General features: G+C 32.7%; 18 protein-coding genes. 2 read left to right on the forward strand and 16 right to left on the reverse strand.

The genetic code is table 11. The features are described from left to right. Positions 1 to 131 precede the first annotated feature (131 nt). Positions 132 to 2222, forward strand: coding sequence for an LTA synthase family protein (locus ASD98_RS23000; RefSeq protein WP_056209456.1), 2091 nt, complete (start codon positions 132 to 134; stop codon positions 2220 to 2222). 327 nt (positions 2223 to 2549) lie between these two features. Here the strand turns inward: ASD98_RS23000 and ASD98_RS23005 are convergent, their stop codons facing one another. Then, positions 2550 to 3548: a zinc dependent phospholipase C family protein gene (locus tag ASD98_RS23005; protein WP_056209460.1), complete on the reverse strand. Its 999-nt coding sequence runs from the start codon at positions 3546 to 3548 to the stop codon at positions 2550 to 2552. Between the two features lie 322 nt (positions 3549 to 3870). On the opposite strand from ASD98_RS23005, the gene ASD98_RS23010 reads away from it, so the two are divergent. Next, a complete protein-coding gene (locus tag ASD98_RS23010; protein ID WP_242412156.1) occupies positions 3871 to 4671 on the forward strand; it encodes a hypothetical protein in 801 nt (266 codons plus the stop codon). A 1-nt stretch (position 4672) separates the two neighbouring features. On the opposite strand, the gene ASD98_RS23015 is transcribed toward ASD98_RS23010, so the two are convergent. The 15 genes from ASD98_RS23015 to ASD98_RS23085 form a co-directional block, all read right to left on the reverse strand. Then, positions 4673 to 5638: a YeiH family protein gene (locus ASD98_RS23015; protein WP_056209466.1), complete on the reverse strand. Its 966-nt coding sequence runs from the start codon at positions 5636 to 5638 to the stop codon at positions 4673 to 4675. 75 nt (positions 5639 to 5713) lie between these two features. Further along, on the reverse strand, positions 5714 to 6610 hold the full coding sequence (locus ASD98_RS23020; RefSeq protein ID WP_056209469.1) for a LysR family transcriptional regulator: 897 nt from the start codon (positions 6608 to 6610) through the stop codon (positions 5714 to 5716). 11 nt (positions 6611 to 6621) lie between these two features. Further along, entirely contained in the window at positions 6622 to 7086 is a 465-nt protein-coding gene (locus tag ASD98_RS23025; protein ID WP_056209472.1) for a tetratricopeptide repeat protein, read from the reverse strand. A gap of 67 nt (positions 7087 to 7153) precedes the next feature. Beyond that, positions 7154 to 9181: a hypothetical protein gene (locus ASD98_RS23030; protein WP_056209474.1), complete on the reverse strand. Its 2028-nt coding sequence runs from the start codon at positions 9179 to 9181 to the stop codon at positions 7154 to 7156. Positions 9182 to 9309: 128 nt separating this feature from the next. Beyond that, complete coding sequence (gene fabG / locus ASD98_RS23035) at positions 9310 to 10056, reverse strand: 3-oxoacyl-[acyl-carrier-protein] reductase (RefSeq protein ID WP_026729795.1); 747 nt, start codon at positions 10054 to 10056, stop codon at positions 9310 to 9312. 193 nt (positions 10057 to 10249) lie between these two features. Then, the gene (locus ASD98_RS23040; protein WP_056209476.1) at positions 10250 to 10429 is read right to left on the reverse strand and encodes a hypothetical protein; all 180 of its coding nucleotides are present in this window, start codon (positions 10427 to 10429) and stop codon (positions 10250 to 10252) included. Positions 10430 to 10521: 92 nt separating this feature from the next. After that, positions 10522 to 11868: a DUF4302 domain-containing protein gene (locus ASD98_RS23045; RefSeq protein ID WP_056209479.1), complete on the reverse strand. Its 1347-nt coding sequence runs from the start codon at positions 11866 to 11868 to the stop codon at positions 10522 to 10524. Between the two features lie 10 nt (positions 11869 to 11878). Then, on the reverse strand, positions 11879 to 12739 hold the full coding sequence (locus ASD98_RS23050) for a substrate import-associated zinc metallohydrolase lipoprotein (RefSeq protein WP_056209481.1): 861 nt from the start codon (positions 12737 to 12739) through the stop codon (positions 11879 to 11881). Positions 12740 to 12758: 19 nt separating this feature from the next. Beyond that, positions 12759 to 14234 carry a RagB/SusD family nutrient uptake outer membrane protein gene (locus ASD98_RS23055; protein ID WP_056209483.1) on the reverse strand — a complete coding sequence of 492 codons (1476 nt, stop codon included), beginning with the start codon at positions 14232 to 14234 and terminating at the stop codon, positions 12759 to 12761. Between the two features lie 11 nt (positions 14235 to 14245). After that, positions 14246 to 17974 (reverse strand): SusC/RagA family TonB-linked outer membrane protein, encoded by a 3729-nt coding sequence (locus ASD98_RS23060; protein WP_056209486.1) that lies wholly within the window; start codon positions 17972 to 17974, stop codon positions 14246 to 14248. A gap of 298 nt (positions 17975 to 18272) precedes the next feature. Further along, positions 18273 to 19385 carry a FecR family protein gene (locus tag ASD98_RS23065; RefSeq protein ID WP_056209488.1) on the reverse strand — a complete coding sequence of 371 codons (1113 nt, stop codon included), beginning with the start codon at positions 19383 to 19385 and terminating at the stop codon, positions 18273 to 18275. Positions 19386 to 19475: 90 nt separating this feature from the next. Then, complete coding sequence (locus ASD98_RS23070) at positions 19476 to 20087, reverse strand: RNA polymerase sigma factor (protein WP_056209491.1); 612 nt, start codon at positions 20085 to 20087, stop codon at positions 19476 to 19478. Positions 20088 to 20445: 358 nt separating this feature from the next. After that, a complete protein-coding gene (locus ASD98_RS23075) occupies positions 20446 to 20874 on the reverse strand; it encodes a hypothetical protein (protein WP_053471431.1) in 429 nt (142 codons plus the stop codon). A 148-nt stretch (positions 20875 to 21022) separates the two neighbouring features. Beyond that, positions 21023 to 21895 (reverse strand): succinate--CoA ligase subunit alpha, encoded by an 873-nt coding sequence (gene sucD, locus ASD98_RS23080; protein ID WP_056209493.1) that lies wholly within the window; start codon positions 21893 to 21895, stop codon positions 21023 to 21025. Positions 21896 to 21981: 86 nt separating this feature from the next. Continuing rightward, entirely contained in the window at positions 21982 to 22344 is a 363-nt protein-coding gene (locus ASD98_RS23085) for a nuclear transport factor 2 family protein (protein ID WP_056209495.1), read from the reverse strand. Position 22345: the final 1 nt, after the last annotated feature.

Below are 22345 nucleotides of genomic sequence, written 5' to 3' on the forward strand. Positions count from 1 at the left end.
CACTTAAAATCATAACAATAGGTTAAAATCTGTGATCTTAAGCAAAATTTAAGTGTAGACTAAGTAAGGTAAAAGGGTAACTTCATCTGTCGTTAATTAATCGAAATTAATTTTGCAGAAAATAAAATTTCATGACTTCCTGCAAAAAATTTTCTCCGTTTTACAATCTGGCCTTTTTCTATTTTTCTGTAAGTTTTATATTGAGAGTTGTATTGATTTTTCATCCTATAACACAGAGTTCTTTTAAATTTTTAGAAAGTTTAAAAATTTTTGGCTTAGGATTACTTTCAGATTTTTTTGTTTTCGTGATTGCCGGAGTTTTTCTTTGGCTGTATCTCATTTTCCTTTCAGAATCTAAATACAATAAACCTTATGGGTATGTTATTTTAGGATTTTTAGCTGTATTACTTTTATATACTGCTTCGGGAAAAAGTATTTTTGACGAATATGGAGGCGCATTACCCAGAATTGTTTTGATTTTTATAGGGCTAAAAACAATTTTATTTACAATTTTTCTTTTATTGCCAAAATATAGAACTAAACTTAGATTTTGGCTCTATTCGTTTGTCGTTTTTCTATATGTTTTACTAATTCTGCAAAACGGATTAAGTGAATATTTCTTTTGGAATGAATTTGGCGTAAAATACAATTTCATTGCGGTTAATTATCTCATTTACACCAATGAAGTTATCGGAAATATTATGCAGTCTTATCCTGTAATTCCTTTATTTTCAGCTTTATTCCTTGTTAGCGGGATTGTTACTTATTTTATTGTAAAAAATTCTAAGGATTATATTAACGAGATTCCTTCTTTTACTGAAAAAGTAAAAATTTCCGGGGTTTACTGGCTTTTATTTGCTATTTCGCTTGTTGCAATTCCGATTTTGGCGAAGACCGAAAACTCTAAAAATGTATTTGTAAACGAATTGCAGTCTAATGGACTATATAAGTTTTACTTAGCTTTTCAAAACAACAAATTAGATTATTTCAAATTTTACAAAACACTGCCTAATCAGGAAGCTTTTACTATTTTGAAAAAACAATTCCCGACTATTTCCGGAGAAAATACAATTCAGAAAATATCCAGCGATTCTCTTGAAAATCATAAAAATGTGATTTTAATTACGGTCGAAAGCTTAAGTGCCGATTTTATGAAAACGTATGGAAATCAAGAAAATATAACCCCGTTTTTAGACAGTTTATCTCAAAAAAGCCTGCAGTTTACTAATTTGTACGCTGCCGGAAACCGAACTGTCCGCGGACTTGAAGCTGTTACTTTATGTCTGCCGCCAACTGCTGGGGAAAGTGTTGTAAAACGAGAAGACAATAAAAATAAATTTTCTACGGGTTCTATATTTAAACAAAAAGGATATAATGTAAAATTTATGTACGGCGGAGATGCTTTTTTTGATAATATGCAGGATTTCTATTCTGGCAATGGTTATCAAATTGTCGACAAATCTAGTTTTACTCCAGAAGAGATCACGTTTTCAAACGTTTGGGGTGTTTGTGATGAGGATATGTACAACAAAGCAATTAAAATTATGAATATTGAAGCAAGACAGAATAAACCTTTCTTTAATCATATCATGACAGTGAGCAATCACAGGCCTTTCACTTATCCAAACAATAAAATTGATATTCCCGGTGATATTAAATCTCGTGACGGCGGCGTAAAATATACTGATTATGCTCTCAAAAAATTCTTTGCTATGGCTCGAAAACAGCCTTGGTTTAACAATACTGCTTTTGTAATTGTTGCGGATCATTGTGCATCAAGCGCCGGAAAAACAGAACTTCCGCTTGATAAATACAGAATTCCGGCTTTTATTTATATACCGAATGAAAAACCTGAAAAATGCAGCAAATTAATGTCTCAAATTGATCTTATGCCTACACTTTTTGGATTATTGCATTTTGATTACGACAGTAAATTTTTCGGGCAGGATGTTTTAAAATCTTCTTATAAACCTAGGGCTTTTATTGCTACTTATCAGGATTTGGGTTTGATAAAGGATAATGTTTTAACAATCTTATCGCCTAAACAAGAGGTGAAACAATTTGCTTTAAAATTAGATTCAAAAGATAGTGTTTCATCTGAATTTCAAGTTGAGTATGATGAAATGCCGTTAAAAAAGCAAAAAATTGATTTGGTTAATGAAGCTATTTCTTATTATCAATCTGCTTCATTTTTGTTGAAGGAAAAGAAATATCAGAGATAAAGTTTTTAAATCTCAATTTTTAAAATTCCAAATGTGGTTAATGGCACACGGATTTTGCAGATTTAAATAGACTTTTTATATCTGACCTTGAATACTGGTCGTAGACGCACTGCTGTGCGTCTCTAAATAACCGTTCTGTATAAAATATATTTGCATGAATTGATCGACATGAATTGATCGTAGAGACGCACTGCAGTGCGTCTACGCAATCTAAATCGACAATCTGAATCAAAATTTGAAGTTCCAATTTTGAAATACCAACTAAAAACAAAAAGCCTCAAATTCAAAATGAACTTGAGGCTTTTTCTTGAAACTTGAAACAAAAATTTAATCATTCTGATTTTTCAATCCGAATAGATCTCCTTTTTTAAACAATATCAAATCGTCTTTTAAAGCTTGATTGTTTCTTTGTGTTACTGCTGGTGAATCTAAATCGCTTAAATCTGGTTTTCCTGCATTTACCCATGCTGTATACCAGAAACTTGCTGTTGCCGTAATGGCTTTTTTCATTTGACTTTCAACCATTCCGTTTAGCTGATCGTTTAGTTTCTTTGCATATTCATCAGAGAAAATTGGAGTGTTGTATTTGCTTTTCAATACTTTCCCATCAGCATCCATTTTAAAAACCTGACTTTCCGGAGTTGACGTTCTCAACTTTTTATCGATGTCTAACAATGGCTGCGCCAAACTGTGTGTATCGTTGATCATGTCCCAGACTGCTTTATGAACATCTGTATAATATTGTGCCTGAGGAACATTTAATTTATAATTTTTAGCAAATAATTCAGGTAGTCTGCTTTCCCAAAGAGAATGAATCCCTTTTTGGTCGCTCAATTGTCCGTCGTGATTTGCAGAAGTGTGTAACGGCATATGTGCATCACCTATATAATGACCTAAATCTGCAGCGAGAAATAAAATTTCTGCTCTGTTTTTATCTTTAAAAGCTTTGGTTAACTTCACCATCATATCTTCAATATACCAAGGTAAAATTCCGTTATCGTTCAAGAATTTAGCATCGTATTTTTTCTTTGCGGCTTCCATTGTCTGAGGAATACTATCGGCAGAACCAAAGTTTTCCATGTCGAAATAATGCCTTGGATTTTCGTCTTTATAATTTAAAGCATATTTACGAATATCCGGAACTGAAGCTTCCTGCGTAATAAAATCAATGTGGTTGTAAAAGAAAACCTGAAGTTGCTGTGGTAAAGCCATTACAGCTGCTTTATTAATTCTTTCATGGCCTACAATTCCCCATGATAAAGTAAAAAAACCAATAATTAATGCGAAGAATGCAATCAATTTTGGCCTCATTTTGAAGTTTTTCATTTTGTTTTTGTATTTGGAAGGCAAAGTTACCGTATTTAAAGATAATTTAAAAGATTACCCTTGAAGAATATATTAATTTAACTTTTATTAGTTTTTAAACCATCTGAGTAATAATATGTTCGTGTTAAGAGTTTTTATTTGTATGTTTGTTTTAGTCTTAAGTTTTATAAATATGCGCCATTTATCTCTGTTTTTTATCCTAATTTTTAGTTCAGTTTGTTTTGCTCAAGAAGCTGACATAGAGCTAAAAAACGTTAACGATACTATTTTAAATCCTAAACGGATTCTAAAAATACAAGATCAGTTTGATGGAATAAAAACGATGCAAAAATTGTTTCCCGGAAAATTATACAAGCTTTCTGACCACAATACTTTTATAAGCTGGAAATGTAAAACTTGCAAACCTTTACCTTTTACTGATGTGAATGGCGTTGAAGGTGATCAATTGTTTCCTTACAGCGAAGGTGTGGCAACAAGACTTCTTGCTAACATTGATTATTCTGATTCTAAAGGAAACCAATTCAAAATTTTAGCTTTTAATCATTCTTATTACGATGCAGATGGTTTACAAACCGGACGTTTTTCTGGCGGTTTATTAGGTTTGGCAAAATTTGCTAAAAATGGCAGTGCTTGGGAAATGAGATCTTTTCAGCCTGCAGTTGCTGCTTTTGGTGCTTTTTCACAATCTCCAAAACCTAAACTTTTACAAATTGGAGAAGATCAATATGCTTTTACTTTACTACATGTAAATGGTGGTGCCGGCGGCCCTTTTGAAGGTTATCTTTATATTGTTGCTGGTTTTGATGGCAAATATCAGCCAATCCTGGAAGCTAATAATTACCAGTTAACAAACGTTTCAAGCATAAAATGGTCTGGTTCTTATACAGTTGTCGATGACGGTACCAAAAAGCATTTTAGAGATATCATTATTAAAACCAGCGGATCATTTAGTAAAACAGCAAAGGCAGAAGATGAATTTGAAGTTACACCTCCAGAGGAAATTGCTGCAGTGGCAAAAACTAAAAAATCATTTAATTTTGAAATTGAAAGACGTTTTTCTTTTAAAGGAAAATTCTATAAAATGATAGGAAAACCGGTTGTCAAATTTTCTAATGTAAAATAGTCTAACTAAGAAAAACAATTGACACTAAACTTAAACCTGCAATAAATACCCAAAGAAAAACGCCTTGAAGTAAAGGCTTTACCCCTACTGATTTTAAAGTATTTATATTTAAAGTCGCTCCAATTAAAAACAGCGTAATGGTTAAACCAATTTTAGCAAAACTTACAATATGCGGTGTAAAAATAGATACTTGCGGAACGTAAGAATTGATAAGCATCGCCAAAACGAATAAACCAATAAAATAAGGAATCTTAATTTTTGAGTTTTTATTTTTAAAAATAACTGCTGTTAAAAGTGAAATTGGAATAATCCATAAGGCTCTGGCTAATTTTACAGTTGTGGCTATTTGCAAGGCTTCGACTCCATATCTATTTGCCGCGCCAACTACCGAACTTGTATCGTGAATGGCGATTGCACACCATAATCCGAAATCTTTTTGAGACAAATCAAGCTGATGTCCGATAAACGGGAAAGCAAACAGTGCAATTGAATTTAATATAAATATTACGCCTAAAGCTATTGAGGTTTGGTTTTCATTAGATTTTATTACTGGAGAAATTGCTGCGATGGCACTTCCACCACAAATTGCAGTTCCGCATGAAATTAAATGTGATGTTTTTTTCTCGGTTTTAAGCCATTTTCCTAACAGAAAACCAAAAAATAAGGTGCTGAAAATTGAGAATATAGTTAATACAAATCCTTCTTTTCCTACTGAAAATGCGCTTGATGCATTCATTCCGAAACCTAAACCTACAACTGAAAACTGCAATAAAAAAGTTATGGCTTTGCTGTTGAATGCTACAAAAGGATTTCCGAATATATTCACTATTATAACGCCAATTAATAAAGCAACTGGCGGAGAAATTATCGAAAATAAACATAACAAGATTACAACAGCAAAAATTAATTGCTGCAAAAAATGATTTATTTCAAATAAATGTGATGCGGAATGTTGTTTCGTTTTCAAAATAAGGTAATTGATATTTTACCTTGCAAAGTTCCGACGATTAAATGGAAATCGCCAATCGTAAAATACAATCGACTATAACTTCAGATTATAATGATTTGCAATATTTTGAATAAACAATTCTGATAAAGGATCTGATTTTCCTAATAAGGTAATGATATAAAAATGTCTTTCGATTGCTAATTTTTCGACATCTAAAACAATTAATTCTTTGTTTTTCAACTCTTTGCTTACTGCATGAATGGACATAAAAGCAAAACAATCTGAATTTAATAAATAGGATTTTATGCTTTCTGTACTTCCTAACTGCATTTCAATTTGCAAGTCAGAGAATTTTAAACCGACCTTTTTAAGTGCAAATTCTATAACTTCAAGTGTTCCTGATCCGCGTTCGCGGGTTATGAATTTCATTGATTTTAAATCGTTTACTGAAATTTCATTTTGCTGTACAAATGGATTATTACTATTGCAGACTAAAACCAGTTCATCTTTTAAAAACGGAATGTATTTTATAGATTGATTTTTTGACTGTCCTTCCACAATTCCAATTTCGATTTCTTTATTGATTAAAGCATTTTCGATTTGTTCTGTATTTCCGTTTAACAAATTGACTTTTATGTCTTTTTGTTTTTGATGAAAACGTGCCAAAACGGGAGAAATTATATATTGTGAAATCGTGGTACTTGCGCCTAATCGCAGTAATCCCTGACGTTCACTGATAAAGGAACTCATTTCAAAATCGATTTCCCGGTAAATTTCGAAGATTTCTTTGGTATGCTTTAGCAGAATTTCTCCAGCCGGAGTTAAAGCTATTTTAGAACCGTTTCGTTCGAAAAGTTTTGTTTTATAAGTTTCTTCTAGTTCCTGAATATGCTTTGAAACTGCCGGCTGTGTTATATACAATTCCGTTGCCGCTTTAGTAAAATTAAGGCGGAGTGCAACTGTATAGAAAACTTTTAGCCTGAAATCCATAATATATAATTCTATTTACAGTTGACTTTTATTTTAAGATTTATATTGTCGTCTTTATATCCTAAATTGAGTGCTTTATTAAAATTCACACAAGCGCTGTCTTTATTTTTCATTAAGGCATATAAATTCCCTATATTATAAAAAGCAAGCGAATATTCAGGATTAAGTTTAATAGTCATTTTAAAATCAGAAAGCGCTTTCTTATATTCTTTAACTTTCTTGTAAGCAACACCTCGATTATTATAGGCTTCGAAATCATTTGGGTTGAATTCAAGCGATTTTGAATAATCTAAAATAACATTTTGTTCTTTACCACCAATCTTTTGTTGAGAATAAGCTCTATTGTAATAAGCTTCATTATCGTTAGGGTTTTTCTCTATTGCTTTTGTAAAAAAATAAATTGATTTTTCGTAGTTTCCATTTTTAGATTGAAAAACACCTAAATTAAAATAATCATTTCCCTGACAACTAATCATTGTTATCAAAAAGATAACGAATATTAAAGTATATTTCATATCTATCTAAAAATAGTTTTACTATAATTTACAATAACCCGTTATATTTTCTAACAAACCATTCCGCCGTTAATAAAGCAGCAATTAAAATCAATAACCAAACCCAGTCAATTATTGGAGTTTTTGTTGAGATGTTTTTCTCGATTGATTTGTATTCTTTATTTTCTAAAAGTGTATTGATCAAGTCTTCTTCTTGATTTTCGAAGAAAGCTTTTCCGTTGGTTTGTAAAGCCAATTGTTTCAGTTTTAAAACATCAGGATTTACAAATTGTTTTTCGATATCAAAATCTAAAATTTCAAAATGACTGGAATACGATGTGTTTGAATTTAATTCTTTTACAGTGAAATTATATTTTCCGGCTGTTAATCCTTCTAAGTTTACGGAGAATGAATTATTTCCTTTTAATAAATCGTAATTCTTCGCTTGTTTGGTTTCGGCATTTGTAACTGTGATTGTTAGCCTTGCTTTTTCGTCAAACTCATAGTTTTTATTGAAGTATTGGGCGTTGATTACGATTTCTTCTCCAGAATTATAAAAACTTTCGTGTGTTACAACCAATGATTTTTTTGAAGTTGATGTTGCCAAAAACTGAATTATCTTATCTACAAAAACATCGTACTTTTCAAAGGACTGATTGTCGATATGACTTTGTAAACGCCATTTCCAGCTGTTTTCTCCCAAAAGAAAAGCAGTTCGTTTTCCTTGGTTTTCGGCGAAAGCCAATAAAGGCGCATTGGTAGAAACGTTTCTAATTTTTGAAGAAAGTAAAACCGATACATTTCCGTTTGTTGAAATTGTTCCGAATACATTTTGCAATGGCGGGAAATTTTCAAAACCAATATTGTCTATCGCAAATAGATTAAACTGCGGTTGAAACTCTGATAAGTAATCTTCAACCTGTCCGCTCATTTTGAAGATTAAATTGTTTTGCTGTTGATTTAGAAAATTAAAATCAGTGCTGTTTCCGGTTATGATAAAGGTATTTCTTCCGGCCGCTTTATTATTGTCAAAAATTGGTTTAAAAGCATAAGTTGGCTGGTATAAAACTAAGACTGAAGCTTCTTGTAACTGATTAATATCATTGGGCTTAACCAAGATTACTTTACGCTGCGCATTAACTTCTATAGAACGTTTTAAGGCCGCAATATCGGGATGGTTTATTGCCGAAACTATGGCAATTGTTGATTTTTGATCGATTATTTCGACAGCAAAATTCTTGATATTATTGTAACTGTTTTTCTCTTTTGCGTTTGATGAAATGCTGGCTCTAAAAATTTGCAATCCTACTTTATCTGCAGGTAAAAGCAAATTTAAAGTCGCTGTTTTTTTAGATGGAGAAAAAGAAACTTTCTCTTTTGCTACAACTGAATTTCCCTGCGAAATTGTAAAATCAGCAGTTGTTGCTTTATTTCCGGCATATTGCAGGAATACTTCAACGGGAAATTTATTTTTGTGGAATGCGTATTTATTTACGTTAAGCTGATTTATTTTTAAATCAAAAAATGTGGTTGTATCTCCTACAACCAAAGGATAAACTTTATTGACAGGATCGAATCTATAAACATAGTCGTTTCCTGTAGTTTGATTTCCGTCAGTAATAATAACCGTTGGGAAAGTCAGGTTTTTGTTGATGCTTTTTAAATTCTTGGCAACTTCATCTAAATTGGTTTGTTTTCCTTTGAAATCAAATTTATCTGAAGTTTTAAATTCGTCGTCAAACTGATATGACTGAATTTCGAATTTTTCTTTTAAAGCAGGATTTGATATCAGCTTTTGATATAATTCAATTGCTTTTTTATCTGATTTTAAAGCTGTTATTGAACTTGAATTATCAACTGCAATCGCTAAAGGTGTTTTGGTTATTTCCAGCGAACTCTTAGAAATTATGGGGTTTATTAATAAAACCAATAATCCAAAAATGGCCAGAAAACGTAAAAAAGCCAAAAACCAAATCAGATTTGATTTGTTTTTGGCTCTATAAAAGTATTGAAAGTACGACAAACCACCCGCTATTACTAAAGAAAGTAATAATAATAAAATCGTGTTTGTAGTCATATTTTTTAGTATTCAGTAATCAGTTTTTAGTGATCAGCATTAGAAATCGAATTATAACAAATGTGTTCTCTTTATTATTTTTCAGATTAGATATTTACTGAATACTTAAAACTGAACACTGCAAACCATTAAGTAAGCATTCCTCCACAAACATTAAGAACTTGTCCTGTAACGTATGCACTCATATCTGAAGCTAAGAAAAGACATGCATTTGCAACATCTTCAGTAGTTCCGCCACGTTTCAACGGAATTCCGTCTCTCCATCCTTTTACTACATCTTCCGGTAATTTTGCAGTCATTTCAGTTTCGATAAAACCTGGAGCGATTGCGTTGCAGCGAATATTACGAGAACCTAATTCTAAAGCTACTGATTTTGTAAAACCAATTGCTCCGGCTTTTGAAGCGGCGTAGTTCGTTTGACCTGCATTTCCAGAAACTCCAACTACAGAACTAATATTGATAATAGAACCTGCACGTTGTTTTAAGAAAGTTTTTTGGATTGCTTTTGTCATATTGAAAACAGATTTCAAGTTAACATCAATAACCTGGTCAAAATCAGCTTCAGACATACGCATAAGTAAGTTGTCTTTTGTGATTCCGGCGTTGTTAATTAAAATATCAACTGTTCCAAAATCTGCTAAAACAGCATCAACAAAAGCTTGTGCCTCATTAAAATCGGCTGCGTTAGATTGGTAACCTTTTGCTTTAACTCCTAAACTATTTAACTCAGCTTCAAGAGCTTCTGCAGATGCAGCAGATGAACTATATGTAAATGCTACGTTTGCTCCGTGTTTAGCAAAAACTTCTGCAATTCCTTTACCAATTCCGCGGCTGGCGCCAGTAATGATTGCTACTTTTCCTTCTAGTAATTTCATATTAAGGTATTCGTTTTTATTTTTCGAATTACAAATATAGAGTATTTGGGCATTTAATAAAATTTGTTTTATAAAAATTGGCTCAGAATTTTCTTTTATTACAAACAAAAAAACAGCTCAAAAAACTGAGCTGCTTCCACCAAAATAAATAAAACTAAAATCTTAACATCAATTTTTAAAGGATATTTTCTTTCTACTGATGCTGGTTTTCTTTTTTTCGTTTTAAACGATCATATATTATAGCAATAACTGCAAGAATTATAGAGATATATAAATAGTATCTTAAATACTCATAGTACATCTCATTTATAAATAAAAGCCCTATTCCCCAGATGAAAATGGCAATATTTGCTGGTGTTATATATTTTTTCATACTAATTATTCTTTAGGATATCTGATTTTAATAAAAAAACAGCCCAATAAATTGAGCTGCTTTCTCCAAAATAAAAATTAAAACTAAAATTACTATAATTGATATGTTGTTGTTCTAAAATTAGTCGTAGAACTTGTAATTGTATAAATGTTATTTGTAAATGTAATTTTAAACGCTTCTTTTTTCAGGTAAAGTCCTGCTGCGTTAAAGAATTCATCATCAAGCGATTTTAAGAAAGCCGGAGCCGGAATATATGCTGATCCGTTATCCCATGAATCGTGAGTTAGAATAATTCGTTTGTTTGTATCATCTGCACTTGTTGTAAAGTTGTGATAAACACTTGGTCTTCCGCCTGCAAAACGATATTCGATATAGTTACCAAAGGCTGAATTGAAATAAATTTGAATTCTGGTTATTTTTTGGTTTGCCGGTAATGTAGCATTTGCAGCGTCAAATAACGTTTTAAAGTATGAAGAAGTTGTTGGTGCTGTATAAAGATTTGCAGTAATAAAACTTATAACCATTTGCGGCTGACCATTTAAGAAGTTTTTATAGTCATCTGTAATGATCAATGGTTTATTAGAATATTTAATTTCAGCCTTAACTCCTCCTGTTCCAGTAGCTGTAAAACTTCCGTCAGCATCATTATACACAAAGTTTGACAATTTTTGTCCGCCTACTTCTACGGCCGGGCTTACTACAATGCCGGTTGGCGTGTATCCTACTCCCATGTTGTAGCTTATAGAATAACCGCTTTCGATAGAATTTGACTCTGCAAAACGAGTTATTTCGCTAAAAGAAAAATCGAATTTATGAGTTGTTGTACCGTCTGTAGTTTCTAATAATCTAAAAAGCGGTCTTTCGTCACTTCCGATAACGTTTTGCTCCATTACCAAATTCTGAGGCAATTTTGCCCAATCATCAGCAGTTGCTTTTACAAAACGTATTTCTGTACCATTTCTGTTTGCTTTAAAAATGATTTCTCCGTTTTCTTGTCCATAGTATAAAAACTGAAAATCTCCTAAATATCCTTTGGCTCTTAATGCCGGAATTGGATAATTATCTGACTCTGATAAAAGGTGAATTCTGTTTTTTGTAGTAAATGTTAAACTTACTGTACTTCCAAGTTGTATTGCATATTCACTTTTGTATACATCTGTATCTGCATCAAAATCAGAAGCCATTTCTACAGTTCCGTCCTGAGCAAACTTAAACAAGTGTGTGTATCCGCCTAAAACTGTATTATCTGTAAAATAAACCGCTTTCCAACCAAACTGTGATGAAAGTAATGCCGTATTAAGTTCAGATTTTTGATTGTTTAAACGCGTTGTAGGTGTTTCGTCAAATAATTGGTCGGCGTCTGTATTGTTATTACAGGCGCTTAAGTGCAGTATCAAAATAGCTGCAAATAAATACTTATATATGTTTTTTATTTTCATGATACTTGTTTTAGTTGTTTATTACAGCAGTTGTGTTTTTCTCAGCTTCATCTCTTAAAGCATAAAAATCCATGTTGAATGCTTCTTTGAAATATTTTACTACCAGCGCTTCTTTTGTTTTTAATGCCTGATATGCAAAAGGGCTTTGGATACCGTCTAAAAATGCTTCGTATTCTGCTTTTGTAAAAATTAAAATCATTGAAGCTGTTTCTGCAAAATCTTCATTAATATTTGATCTTGCATAAGATGTAATAAATCCAATTTCGTTTGACTCCTGAATATCATAATTATACCAGTCTGCTGTATATCCTACAGGTGTTATTGCAGCCCATGCTTTTTCGTCAAAAGGTTTGTTTTGATTTAAAATATGGATGTATTCGTGTTGAATGGTATGTATAAATTCTGATACGTTTGCACGATCTGACTGATCTATATAATCTGTTTCAAACAATGTAACACGTTGTCCTCCTTCAGCAATACCTAAGGTTCTTGTTCCTACACTATTTAAGTTTACTCCTCCAACCAGAACAATTTCTCTTGGTGCAATTTTCTTAACGAAATCTGCCCCGCCAACTGTTGAGTAACTTTTTAACCATATTTCTTCAACAATTTCAAGTGCTGGTTTCACTTTGTCAATTGTTGGCGGAAATAAATAACGGCTGTTATCAACTGTATTTTGGTTCCATTTGTATTGTACATTAATATTAAAAGGATTTAAATATGTAGTTGAAATCCAATTATCTAAGGCCGTTTTTGTAGGCTGTGTAAAGTCTAACTGGCTTTCTCCCGGCTGATCTTCGCTTCCGCATGAAATTAGAGCTGCCGAAACCATGGCCATAACGATAATTTTATTGTATTTGAATAGTTTCATAAGTTTTTAATTTTAAAGATTATCTAGGATTTAATTCGACACCTGTATTTGATGCGTGCAAAGGAATTTGTATTGCTCTGCGGTTGTCATCTTTTACTAAAGTGTTTACCGGTTTGTTTGTGGTTTCGTGGTTAACTACGATATTAAAACGTTTTACATCAAACCATCTCATTCCTTCGTGTATAAAATCTCTACGTCTTGTTTCAGCAATTGCTTTTACATAAGATGTTTGTACTGGTGTCATGGTGTAAAATGGCGTGTACTCATCTGCAATTACCGGATACTTAGCTACAACTTTTGCTTCCGTAAGCTTGTCTGTCGGCGCATATCCTACAGTTCTTGTTGATAGAAAATATTCTAACTCGTCGTTTGCTGTTGCAATATCTCCTTTCATTACGTGAGCTTCAATTCTGTTTAAGAAAAACTCATCATTGCTTAATAAAACTTCTGCAACATATGGATCTCCAATTCCTGCTGTTACGTTTGAATACTTAAAATATTCATAAAATTTCGGAAGAAATACTGTTATACTGCTGTTTGATGAATAAAAATTGTATAACCAAGGTTTATTAAATAAACTTGTTGCTGTACCAAAAATATCTGGATATCTTGCTCCTGAAAGGTAAAAACGGTTTGAATAGTATGATCTGCTTACAATTGAATTTGCTGAAACGATTAATAAATTTGTTTCGGCATCGCTGGTTGCGTAAGCTAATCTTTGATCAACGGCACTAAGTAAATCATAAGAAGCAAAATCTCTTAATTTCCCAACTGGTTTTGAACCTAAATCGCTTGTTAATTCAAGTACTCTGTCCCAATCTCCTTTTATTAAATAAAATCTGCTGGCAAAAGCTTTTGAAGCGCTTACATTAAAATGAAATTTTGGCTGTTTGTAATCGTTTGTTACGATTTTTAAACCATCTTCGATATCTTTTTCAATAAAGTCAAAAACCTCTTTTACTGTATTACGTTTATATTTTGTTACTAATTCTGTTTCTGGTTTTGTAACGTAAGGAATTCCTAAATCTGTTGAAGCACTAGCAGGATTGTAACGTTTTGACCAAAGTGAAACCAGCATAAAATGAGAATAAGCTCTTGCCATTAATGCTTCTCCTTTTTGCGGATTTAAACTTGCCGGGCTTCCTAAGTCTTCAATTGCTTCTAATGCTTTATTGGCGTGAGCGATTGCTTTGTAGCATGCATCCCAATAGTAAGCCTGAGTGTCAATATCTGTTGTTTCTGTTTGAATATCCCAGTTATAACTTTGCTCATTTTTTCTTAGTGTTTCTGCCATTCCACTGTCAAAAACATTATCTGACATTGTTTCTGCAATATCAAAATAACTCATTTGCGGATAGGCTTCAACTAATAATTCTGATATTTTTGCAGGCGTGTCAATTTCTGTTCTGTTATCTGGTTTTTCCGAAAGGAAATCATCGCAGCTAGTAATACTTATTAGTATTAATAGGGATAAAGCTATTTTTAAGTTTTTCATGTTTCTGACTATTATAATGAAAGGTTTAAAGTAAAGGTGTATTGAGATGTTACTGGTAAAGCAACTCCTCCAGAATTACGAAACTCAGGATCCTGACCGTTTAATCTTTTATCAGAGTAAAGTAACCAAGGATTAACTGCAGAACCTTTTAGTGTAAAAGTGCTTAGTCCCAATTTTTTCTTGAAATCTTTAGGGAATTCCCAGCTTAATGAAATGTTTTTCAAACGAATGAAATCACCATCTGCAATACGAGCATCTGAATAATTATAAGTATTGTAAGCTCTTGCAAGTGTACGTTCTCCACCATAATTAGCATTTAAACGTCTGTCTGCAATAACCGGAATATTTGTAAAGTTTTCATCTCCAGGGTTAATCCAACGGTTTGTGAAATCTTTTGTAAATACTGTTAAATCATCATAAGTACTGTCATACACAGGGTTTAAACGAACTTTGTTTCCTCCTGACCCAACAAAAAACACATACAATGACCAGTTTTTATAGGTAAATGTGTTTGCTAAACCTATAGATTTGTTTGGCTCGATTGATCCCTCATATTTAAGATATTTCGTAACATCTAAATTATCCTGAAAGTTCGCATCTGTAATATTATTTTCTGCACCATCTTGTAAAATAAACGTTGGAAGACCTTGATTATTTAAACCTGTAAATTGGTAAGAATACAATGAGTTTCTTGGGTGTCCAACTGTATTTCCTCCATTTGCATCAATCAAATCGAATGCTGTTGGTGTGTTTTCTAACTTCGTAATTTCCTGGTGGTATACCGAAAAATTAAGTGTTGTAGACCATTTAAAATCTTTGTTATCAATGTTTTTAGTTGTAAAACCAACCTCTAAACCTTTAGTTTCCATATCGGCATTGTTTCCTTGTCTGATTCTTTGTCCTCCAATTCCTGAAGTAATTACATAATCAACTAAGTCAAATGCTTTACGACGGTAAATGTCTGTTGTTAACTGTATTCTGTTATTGAACATTCCAAGGTCAAGACCAATGTTTGTTTCAAATTGTTTCTCCCAAGTTAAATCACTGTTTTGCAATTCGTCAATTCTAATTCCAGATTCTCTGTCATCAAGATTAAAACGATCTGTAACATAACTCTTATAGATTGCCAATGAGTTTGTTGCAGGTCCTGCAGTAGCTGTTAAACCATAAGAAGCTCTAACTGCTAAAGTATTTACTGACTCAACATTTTTCATGAAACTTTCTTCTGCAACGTTCCATTTTCCACTAAAAGTATAAGTTGGTAACCATCTTGAAGAGTCACTGTTTCCTTGTCTGTTAGAACCGTCATAACGTCCTGTTACAGAGGCTGTATAACGACGATCGTATGTATATCCAATTTTCCCGAAGAAACCTACTGTTCTTTCTTTTTCTTCATTAAAACCATAATAAGAATCTCCTCCATTAATGATTTTTTCAATGATTCTTGGATCTGTAAAGGCTGTTAAACCTCTGTCATATTGTAAACCTGCAGCGGTAAACTGATCGCTTGTTCTGTCTACAACTCTCATCTCAGTTCCAAATAAACCTTCTACTTCGTGTTTATCGCTGAATACATTTCTATAGTTAACACTATTTCTTAAGTTATAAGATGTCATGTCGTTTGTAAATTTTCTTAAAAAACCTCCGTTTGGTAAAACAGATACTTTTGGTGCTGTTAAATCATTTGGATCTTGGTATAAGAAAATATTCTGATCTCTTACTAGTGTGTTTACACCGTCTTCTCCATCTGGAGTTCCAGCTTTGTAAGCACCCACTACGTTTGAGTTTTCTAAAATTTTATGCTCGCGGCTTGTATTTGCGTAACGTGCTGAACCTGTTAAGTTATACGTTAAATGTGGCGTAATTTTATAATCAAGATCTAACTGGAAACGGATATCTTTTACTTCGATTTCCATATAGTTATTTTTAAGCTCGTTGATGATGTTCATTTTAGCCCAGTTATTTCTGTAATACTCTAAGTTTCCATTTTCATCATAAGGACGTAATGTTCTACTTGTATTTAATACATAATTAAACGGGTTGATATCAAAATCACGAGTTACTTTTCCAAAAACTACGTCTTTCTCGCTTTCGTAACTTCCAGGAGCTCCCTGATCACGAATAGAGGCCAATGTAGATAATGTAATATTCAATTTGTCGTTTACATAAAATGTTCCTTTAATGTTACTTGAAATTTGTTTTACATCATCAGCAATTGTCCATCCCGGATCTGTATAATATCCTAAAGACGCATAGAATGTATTGTTTTTTCCACCACCAGAAAAACTTAAAGAGTGGTTTTGTGTAATAGATGGTCTGAACAAAACGTTGAACCAGTCTGTATTTGCTAATTCGTATTTTTTCAAGAAATTGTTACGGCTTACCGGGTCATTGTTTACTAAATATCCTCCCGTTTCCGGCACGTAAGTGTTGATTGCTCTTCCTAAAATGTTGTAAGCTCCACCGTATCTTCCATTTACTGTTGAAGGTAAATCTAAATATCCTTTTTGTTCCATTTCTTTTAAAATACTCATAGATTCCTGAGAATTTAAAATATCGTACTGGTTGTAGTTTGGCACTGCTCTAACAGTTTGCTCTAAACCGTAAGTAATTTTTAACGGAGCATCTCTGCGTCCTTGTTTTGTTGTTACAACCACAACTCCGTTTAACGATCTTGAACCATAGATAGAAGTTGCCGATGCATCTTTCAGAATCTCAATACTTTGAATGTCATTTGCATTTAAACCTGCTACAGACGAACTTAATAATGTTTCTGAGTTTCCAGATGCTAAATCTGCAAATGACATATTGATGATATCTTCCTGAACCACACCATCAATAACCCATAATGGTTTTGTATCTCCAAAAATTGAAGATGATCCACGAACTGTAATTTTTGGAGCTGTACCAAATGTTCCTGTAACGTTTTGTACCGTAACCCCTGCTGCTTTACCTTCAATCATTCTGCTTACGTCAACAACACCATCTACTTTTAATTCGGCACCAGAAATTTTACTGATTGCTCCTGTAAAAGTTCTTTTTGATGTTTTTTCGTAACCTGTTGTTACTACAACTTCTTTTAAGTTTTGTCCTACTTCACTAAGTACTACGGTTGGTGTAGTATTTTCAATACCAATTTCTTTCGTATCCATACCTACGTAAGAAATGATAAGTCCATTTGAATTTGCAGGCATTTCGATAGTAAAGTTACCATCAAAATCTGTTAAAACTGCTATTTTAGTTCCTTTTGCCAAAACCGTTGCGCCAGGAAGCGGACTTCCAGACTGGTCTGTAACTTTACCTTTGATAATTGGACCTGCAGTTAATACTTCAAAAAGTGTATCGTGATTATCTGCACTTGCAAACGGATCTGCACTCGCAGTTTTTTGCAAAATAATCTGATTGCTTACTTCTGAAAATGTTATATTAAATGGAACCAGGATTCTGCTCAATATACTTGAAAGCGTTTCCTGATTGGCCTCTATACTTACTTTGTTACTCAACTGAGGAAGTCTTGAGTTATACGAAAACTTTACATGTGCAGACTTTTCAATTTTAGACAAAGCATTATCAAGAGTCAAATTTTCAACTGTAATTGTAACTTTGGTATCTAATTTCTTTTGCCCATTTACATTATTTGCCACTGCAAAGCTTGAAAACACAAGTGCTAAGACAAACTGAAATAGTGTTATTTTCATGATTCTATGGAGTAATCGTTGTTTAACAACTGGTTTTTTCATAATTTTGATTTGTTTTGATTAATACTGATTCGAGTGTATTTTAAGAAACGTATGAATAACTCTTTACAGAGAGAAATTCGATTTAATGAAGTGTCGATAATGTTACAGCATTTCGGCACTTTTTTTATGGTATTCTTTTTCACATAGGCATTTAGTTATTTCTGGTTGAGTTTAGTTTTTGGTTATTATTTTGGTGAAATAAATTACATTTCTTCCAAGAAATGAAAGGCTTTACTTCGAAAAATTAATTATTAGAAACAAGGGTATTTTTGATGTAATTACAGTTACATTAAAAAAATTAATTACAACCGTCTGAGGTAATAATTATTTGATTCCCATTCATTTCAAAACTGGTATTATTGCCTATGCTTTTACAGACAATTTTTAGCTTCTCTGTTAAAGGCTGATCACTTAAAGATGTTGTTAAGTGGCAGTCTGTTAATTTATTTTTTGGATAATCGATATTTACTAAGTAAGCCTGCTCTATTGTTTCAAAAATCTGCGAAACCGGAATATCATTGAATTCAAAACTCAGCTGTTCAATATTTCCAACACTTTGAGTTAAAGCTGCATCCTGGGTAATATTTGTGATTTTATTAAATTTTAAGTCGCTTCGCAAAAATCGGAGTGCCTGATTAGGCAATAACACAATTTCTTCATTATCAGATTTAGAAACCATATCATTTGACTTTACCTTAACTTTACCGGTGCGAACAAGAATTTCTACATCAGGCTGGTCAGAATAAGCTTTTACTCTAAAACTAGTTCCGACAACCTTTGTAACAATTTCATTTGCATAAACGAAGAATGGTTTGTGGGGATTTTTACTAATTTCAAAGAAACCTTCGCCGGATAAATACACCTTTCTTTCGTTTCCGGTAAAGATTTTAGGATAACTTAATTTACTGTTAGGCTGCAGTAATACAGAACTGCCATCTGATAACGTAATAATTTGAGGCTTGTCAGAATTATTAGTTTGTTCTACTAATCCTTCGTTATTTTCTTCAATAAGTTCTTTATAGGTTACAACCGTACTTTCAGTTTTAAAATAACTATTATAAAACCACACCCCCATAAAAGCAAAAAACAATGTTGCAGCTACGCCAGACAGAAATTGTCTGCGGAAAAACTTAACTTTTAAATTTTCTAAAGTTTTTTGATTTTCTTTATCTCGAACTTTGATCCAGGTGTTGTGCAACGCCCTGTGAATATCTGAGCTTGAAAGGTTACTTTCCGGAACTTTCATTGCCAGAAGCAGTAATCTTGAATCTTCAACTAATTTAGCACGCTGGCGGCTTTCTAAAGTCCACTCTTCCCAGCCATCTTCATCAATTTTAGACAAAACCCACGATTGGAATGATTCGTCAGATAAAAAGTCTTCTATTTCGGTATATTTATTACGTTTTTGCATCTAAAAAATAAGGTTACAAAAACATAGAGGACAGCTTTCTTATTATATACTCACCAAATTAAGATTTTTTTTAAGTTTTTTTAACTTTTTTTATAGAGTGCCTGAAAATAGTAGCATAATTAAGGAAAAACTACCTTTCCATTCTTTGCGAAGAGTAAGTAATCCGCGGTGCAGTAAATTACTTGCCGACTGATAATTGACATCCAGCATTTCTGCAATTTGTTCTACAGATAATCCCTGATGATAGCGCAAATAAAGCGCCTCTTTTTGTCTTGCAGGTAATTCGTTAAGTAATTTATTAAGGTATATTACTTTTTCTTTTGCTGTATAATCGTCCTCCAGAAGTTCGTTTTCTACAGAAAACTCTAAGAGAAAAGCGATAGCATCTGTACTTGCTGTTTTTCTAAAAATATGATCACGTTCATACAAACGTGCAATTCTCTTTCTAACACTGGATAATAAATAAGCTTTTACCACTACAGATTCCTGCAGGGAATTGCGATAAACCCAAATATCTGTAAAAACATCCTGAATACAATCCTGAACTTTTTCTGCATATGGAGAAAGGGAATTTCCATAACTTACAAGATCACTATAATATCTTTCGAATAATAACGAAAATGATTTTTCATCTCCAATTATTAAATTATTCCAAAGTGTATTGTCATCAACAGCATTGACTGGCAGGATTCGGGTCTTCATATTGTGGGGGCTTATAGTTCTGCAAAGGCAATGTTTCTTAATGCAGAGAATACATTATTTTAACATTATCAATTACTTTTGTTCGATAAATATATAAAAGCAAAAACTTAAAAACAATTATTTTACACAAAAGAGACAGTTTCCTAATATAGCAAACTGTCTCTTTTGGTTGATTTAACTGGGTTCTTAAGGAAATGTTAAAATTATTTTTTTACTAAAACAAGTAAAACAATTATCAGATTTTACTTATGTAAATATTCTTTACTTTTACTGCCTTTTAGAATGTTTTCCTGATAAAACAAAAAAAGCCCTGCTAAATGCAGGGCTCTTTATTGTTTTATCACAAAGTATATTAGCTTTAAAAAGCCACATTCCATCTTGGCAATTTTGCATTTTCATCTAAGAAATTTTGCAAAACTTGTCCTTCAACTGCAGTTGGAATTGCTTTTACATCTGCATTAAAAGTTTCGTACCAAACTACTTCAAGAACAGAAATATTCTCTAATTTCATTTGTGCCGGCCATGAATATTTTCTTCCTGTTTTAGCAAACTGGTGTCCGTTTACAATCTTGTCGTATAATCCGCCGTTTTTGCTTTTAAGAGTTCCATCATTCTGAACAGTTCCGGTAGAACCTACCATAATTAATTCTTTTGCATCTCCGTCAATTTCATAAACTACAAAAATTCCAGCACTTCCTTCCGGAGCATTGCAAACTTCTTCTAAACTATCATTTACAGTAAAAGTAAAACTATTACTTGCTTTAAACTTTTCTAATTCTTTACTCATCATTTTTCTTTTTTAAGCTTCTATCCCGATATCAATCGGAACTAAGTTGCTAAGATTTTTAATTATATTCCGAACATTTTAAAAATGTAAAAAAGTCTCAACAAATATTGAGACTTTTTTGGAATTTGTTATTTTGAATATTTGGAGATTATCCTAATACTTCTTTTACTTTTTTACCAATTTCAGCTGGTGAATCAACAACGTAAATTCCGTTGTCTCTCATGATTTGTTTTTTAGCAGCAGCTGTATCGTCAGAACCACCAACAATAGCACCTGCATGACCCATTGTTCTACCAGCAGGAGCAGTTTCTCCAGCGATAAAACCAATAACTGGTTTACGGTTACCATCAGCTTTTACCCATCTTGCAGCATCAGCTTCTAATTGACCTCCAATTTCACCAATCATAATAATTGCTTCAGTTTCAGGATCGTTCATTAATAATTCAACAGCTTCTTTAGTTGTAGTCCCAATAATTGGATCTCCACCAATTCCGATAGCTGTAGTAATTCCTAAACCTTGTTTTACAACCTGGTCAGCAGCTTCGTAAGTTAAAGTTCCAGATTTAGATACAATACCAACAGTTCCTTTTTTGAAAACAAAACCTGGCATAATACCAACTTTAGCTTCTCCCGGAGTAATAACACCTGGACAGTTTGGGCCAATTAATCTAGAATTTCTTTCTTTAACATAATTATTTGCTTTAATCATATCTGCTACAGGAATTCCTTCTGTAATAGCAATAATTACTTTAATTCCAGCGTCAGCAGCTTCCATAATTGCATCAGCAGCAAAAGCTGGCGGAACAAAAATGATAGAAGTATCAGCTCCAGCTTGATCTACAGCATCTTTTACTGTATTAAAAACCGGGCGGTCTAAATGGCTTGATCCTCCTTTTCCCGGAGTAACACCACCAACAACATTAGTACCGTACTCAATCATTTGAGAAGCGTGGAAAGTACCTTCGCTTCCTGTAAATCCCTGAACAATTATTTTGGAATCTTTATTAACTAAAACACTCATGATATATATTTTATGTAGTTTTTAAAATTGTGTTGCAAAAATAAGGTTTTGTAATGTAATTTGCCTCTTTTATTGTCAAAAAAATATTAAGAAAATTGACTCATTTGATAACCTCTATAAAGCTTATCATCTTTTATTTGCCAAATCGTTGAGAAATGTGCCAATAACATTTCCTCACGCGGATTCTCGATTGTTTTTACATAATGAGAATAACGTACTGAAACTAAGTCATCTTCGGCAAGAATGTGGCTGATTCTAACTTTAGAACGCACGTATGCCCTGCTGAGTTCATTTGTTAATTCAACTATAGCATTGTAATCTAACTGAATAAAACCTTTAGTACTGTTCCATTCAATGATTACCTCAGGATGCAGATACGTTTTTAAAATTTCACTATCAATTAAGGCATCCGACTTATAAAATTTTTGAACAAACTCTTTTATAGACATA

The sequence above is a fragment of the Flavobacterium sp. Root186 genome, from assembly GCF_001428525.1.
GTDB lineage: Bacteria > Bacteroidota > Bacteroidia > Flavobacteriales > Flavobacteriaceae > Flavobacterium.

Bases quoted from the DNA above. Each gene is read 5' to 3' on its own strand.
- ASD98_RS23075 (WP_053471431.1), bottom strand. From the start codon at position 20,874: ATGAGTAAAGAATTAGAAAAGTTTAAAGCAAGTAATAGTTTTACTTTT.
- ASD98_RS23055 (WP_056209483.1), bottom strand. From the start codon at position 14,234: ATGAAAAACTTAAAAATAGCTTTATCCCTATTAATACTAATAAGTATT.
- ASD98_RS23020 (WP_056209469.1), bottom strand. From the start codon at position 6,610: ATGGATTTCAGGCTAAAAGTTTTCTATACAGTTGCACTCCGCCTTAAT.
- ASD98_RS23060 (WP_056209486.1), bottom strand. From the start codon at position 17,974: ATGAAAAAACCAGTTGTTAAACAACGATTACTCCATAGAATCATGAAA.
- ASD98_RS23005 (WP_056209460.1), bottom strand. From the start codon at position 3,548: ATGAAAAACTTCAAAATGAGGCCAAAATTGATTGCATTCTTCGCATTA.
- ASD98_RS23000 (WP_056209456.1), top strand. From the start codon at position 132: ATGACTTCCTGCAAAAAATTTTCTCCGTTTTACAATCTGGCCTTTTTC.
- ASD98_RS23050 (WP_056209481.1), bottom strand. From the start codon at position 12,739: ATGAAACTATTCAAATACAATAAAATTATCGTTATGGCCATGGTTTCG.
- ASD98_RS23065 (WP_056209488.1), bottom strand. From the start codon at position 19,385: ATGCAAAAACGTAATAAATATACCGAAATAGAAGACTTTTTATCTGAC.
- sucD (WP_056209493.1), bottom strand. From the start codon at position 21,895: ATGAGTGTTTTAGTTAATAAAGATTCCAAAATAATTGTTCAGGGATTT.
- ASD98_RS23085 (WP_056209495.1), bottom strand. From the start codon at position 22,344: ATGTCTATAAAAGAGTTTGTTCAAAAATTTTATAAGTCGGATGCCTTA.
- ASD98_RS23025 (WP_056209472.1), bottom strand. From the start codon at position 7,086: ATGATTAGTTGTCAGGGAAATGATTATTTTAATTTAGGTGTTTTTCAA.
- ASD98_RS23045 (WP_056209479.1), bottom strand. From the start codon at position 11,868: ATGAAAATAAAAAACATATATAAGTATTTATTTGCAGCTATTTTGATA.
- fabG (WP_026729795.1), bottom strand. From the start codon at position 10,056: ATGAAATTACTAGAAGGAAAAGTAGCAATCATTACTGGCGCCAGCCGC.
- ASD98_RS23040 (WP_056209476.1), bottom strand. From the start codon at position 10,429: ATGAAAAAATATATAACACCAGCAAATATTGCCATTTTCATCTGGGGA.
- ASD98_RS23010 (WP_242412156.1), top strand. From the start codon at position 3,871: ATGCAAAAATTGTTTCCCGGAAAATTATACAAGCTTTCTGACCACAAT.
- ASD98_RS23030 (WP_056209474.1), bottom strand. From the start codon at position 9,181: ATGACTACAAACACGATTTTATTATTATTACTTTCTTTAGTAATAGCG.
- ASD98_RS23070 (WP_056209491.1), bottom strand. From the start codon at position 20,087: ATGAAGACCCGAATCCTGCCAGTCAATGCTGTTGATGACAATACACTT.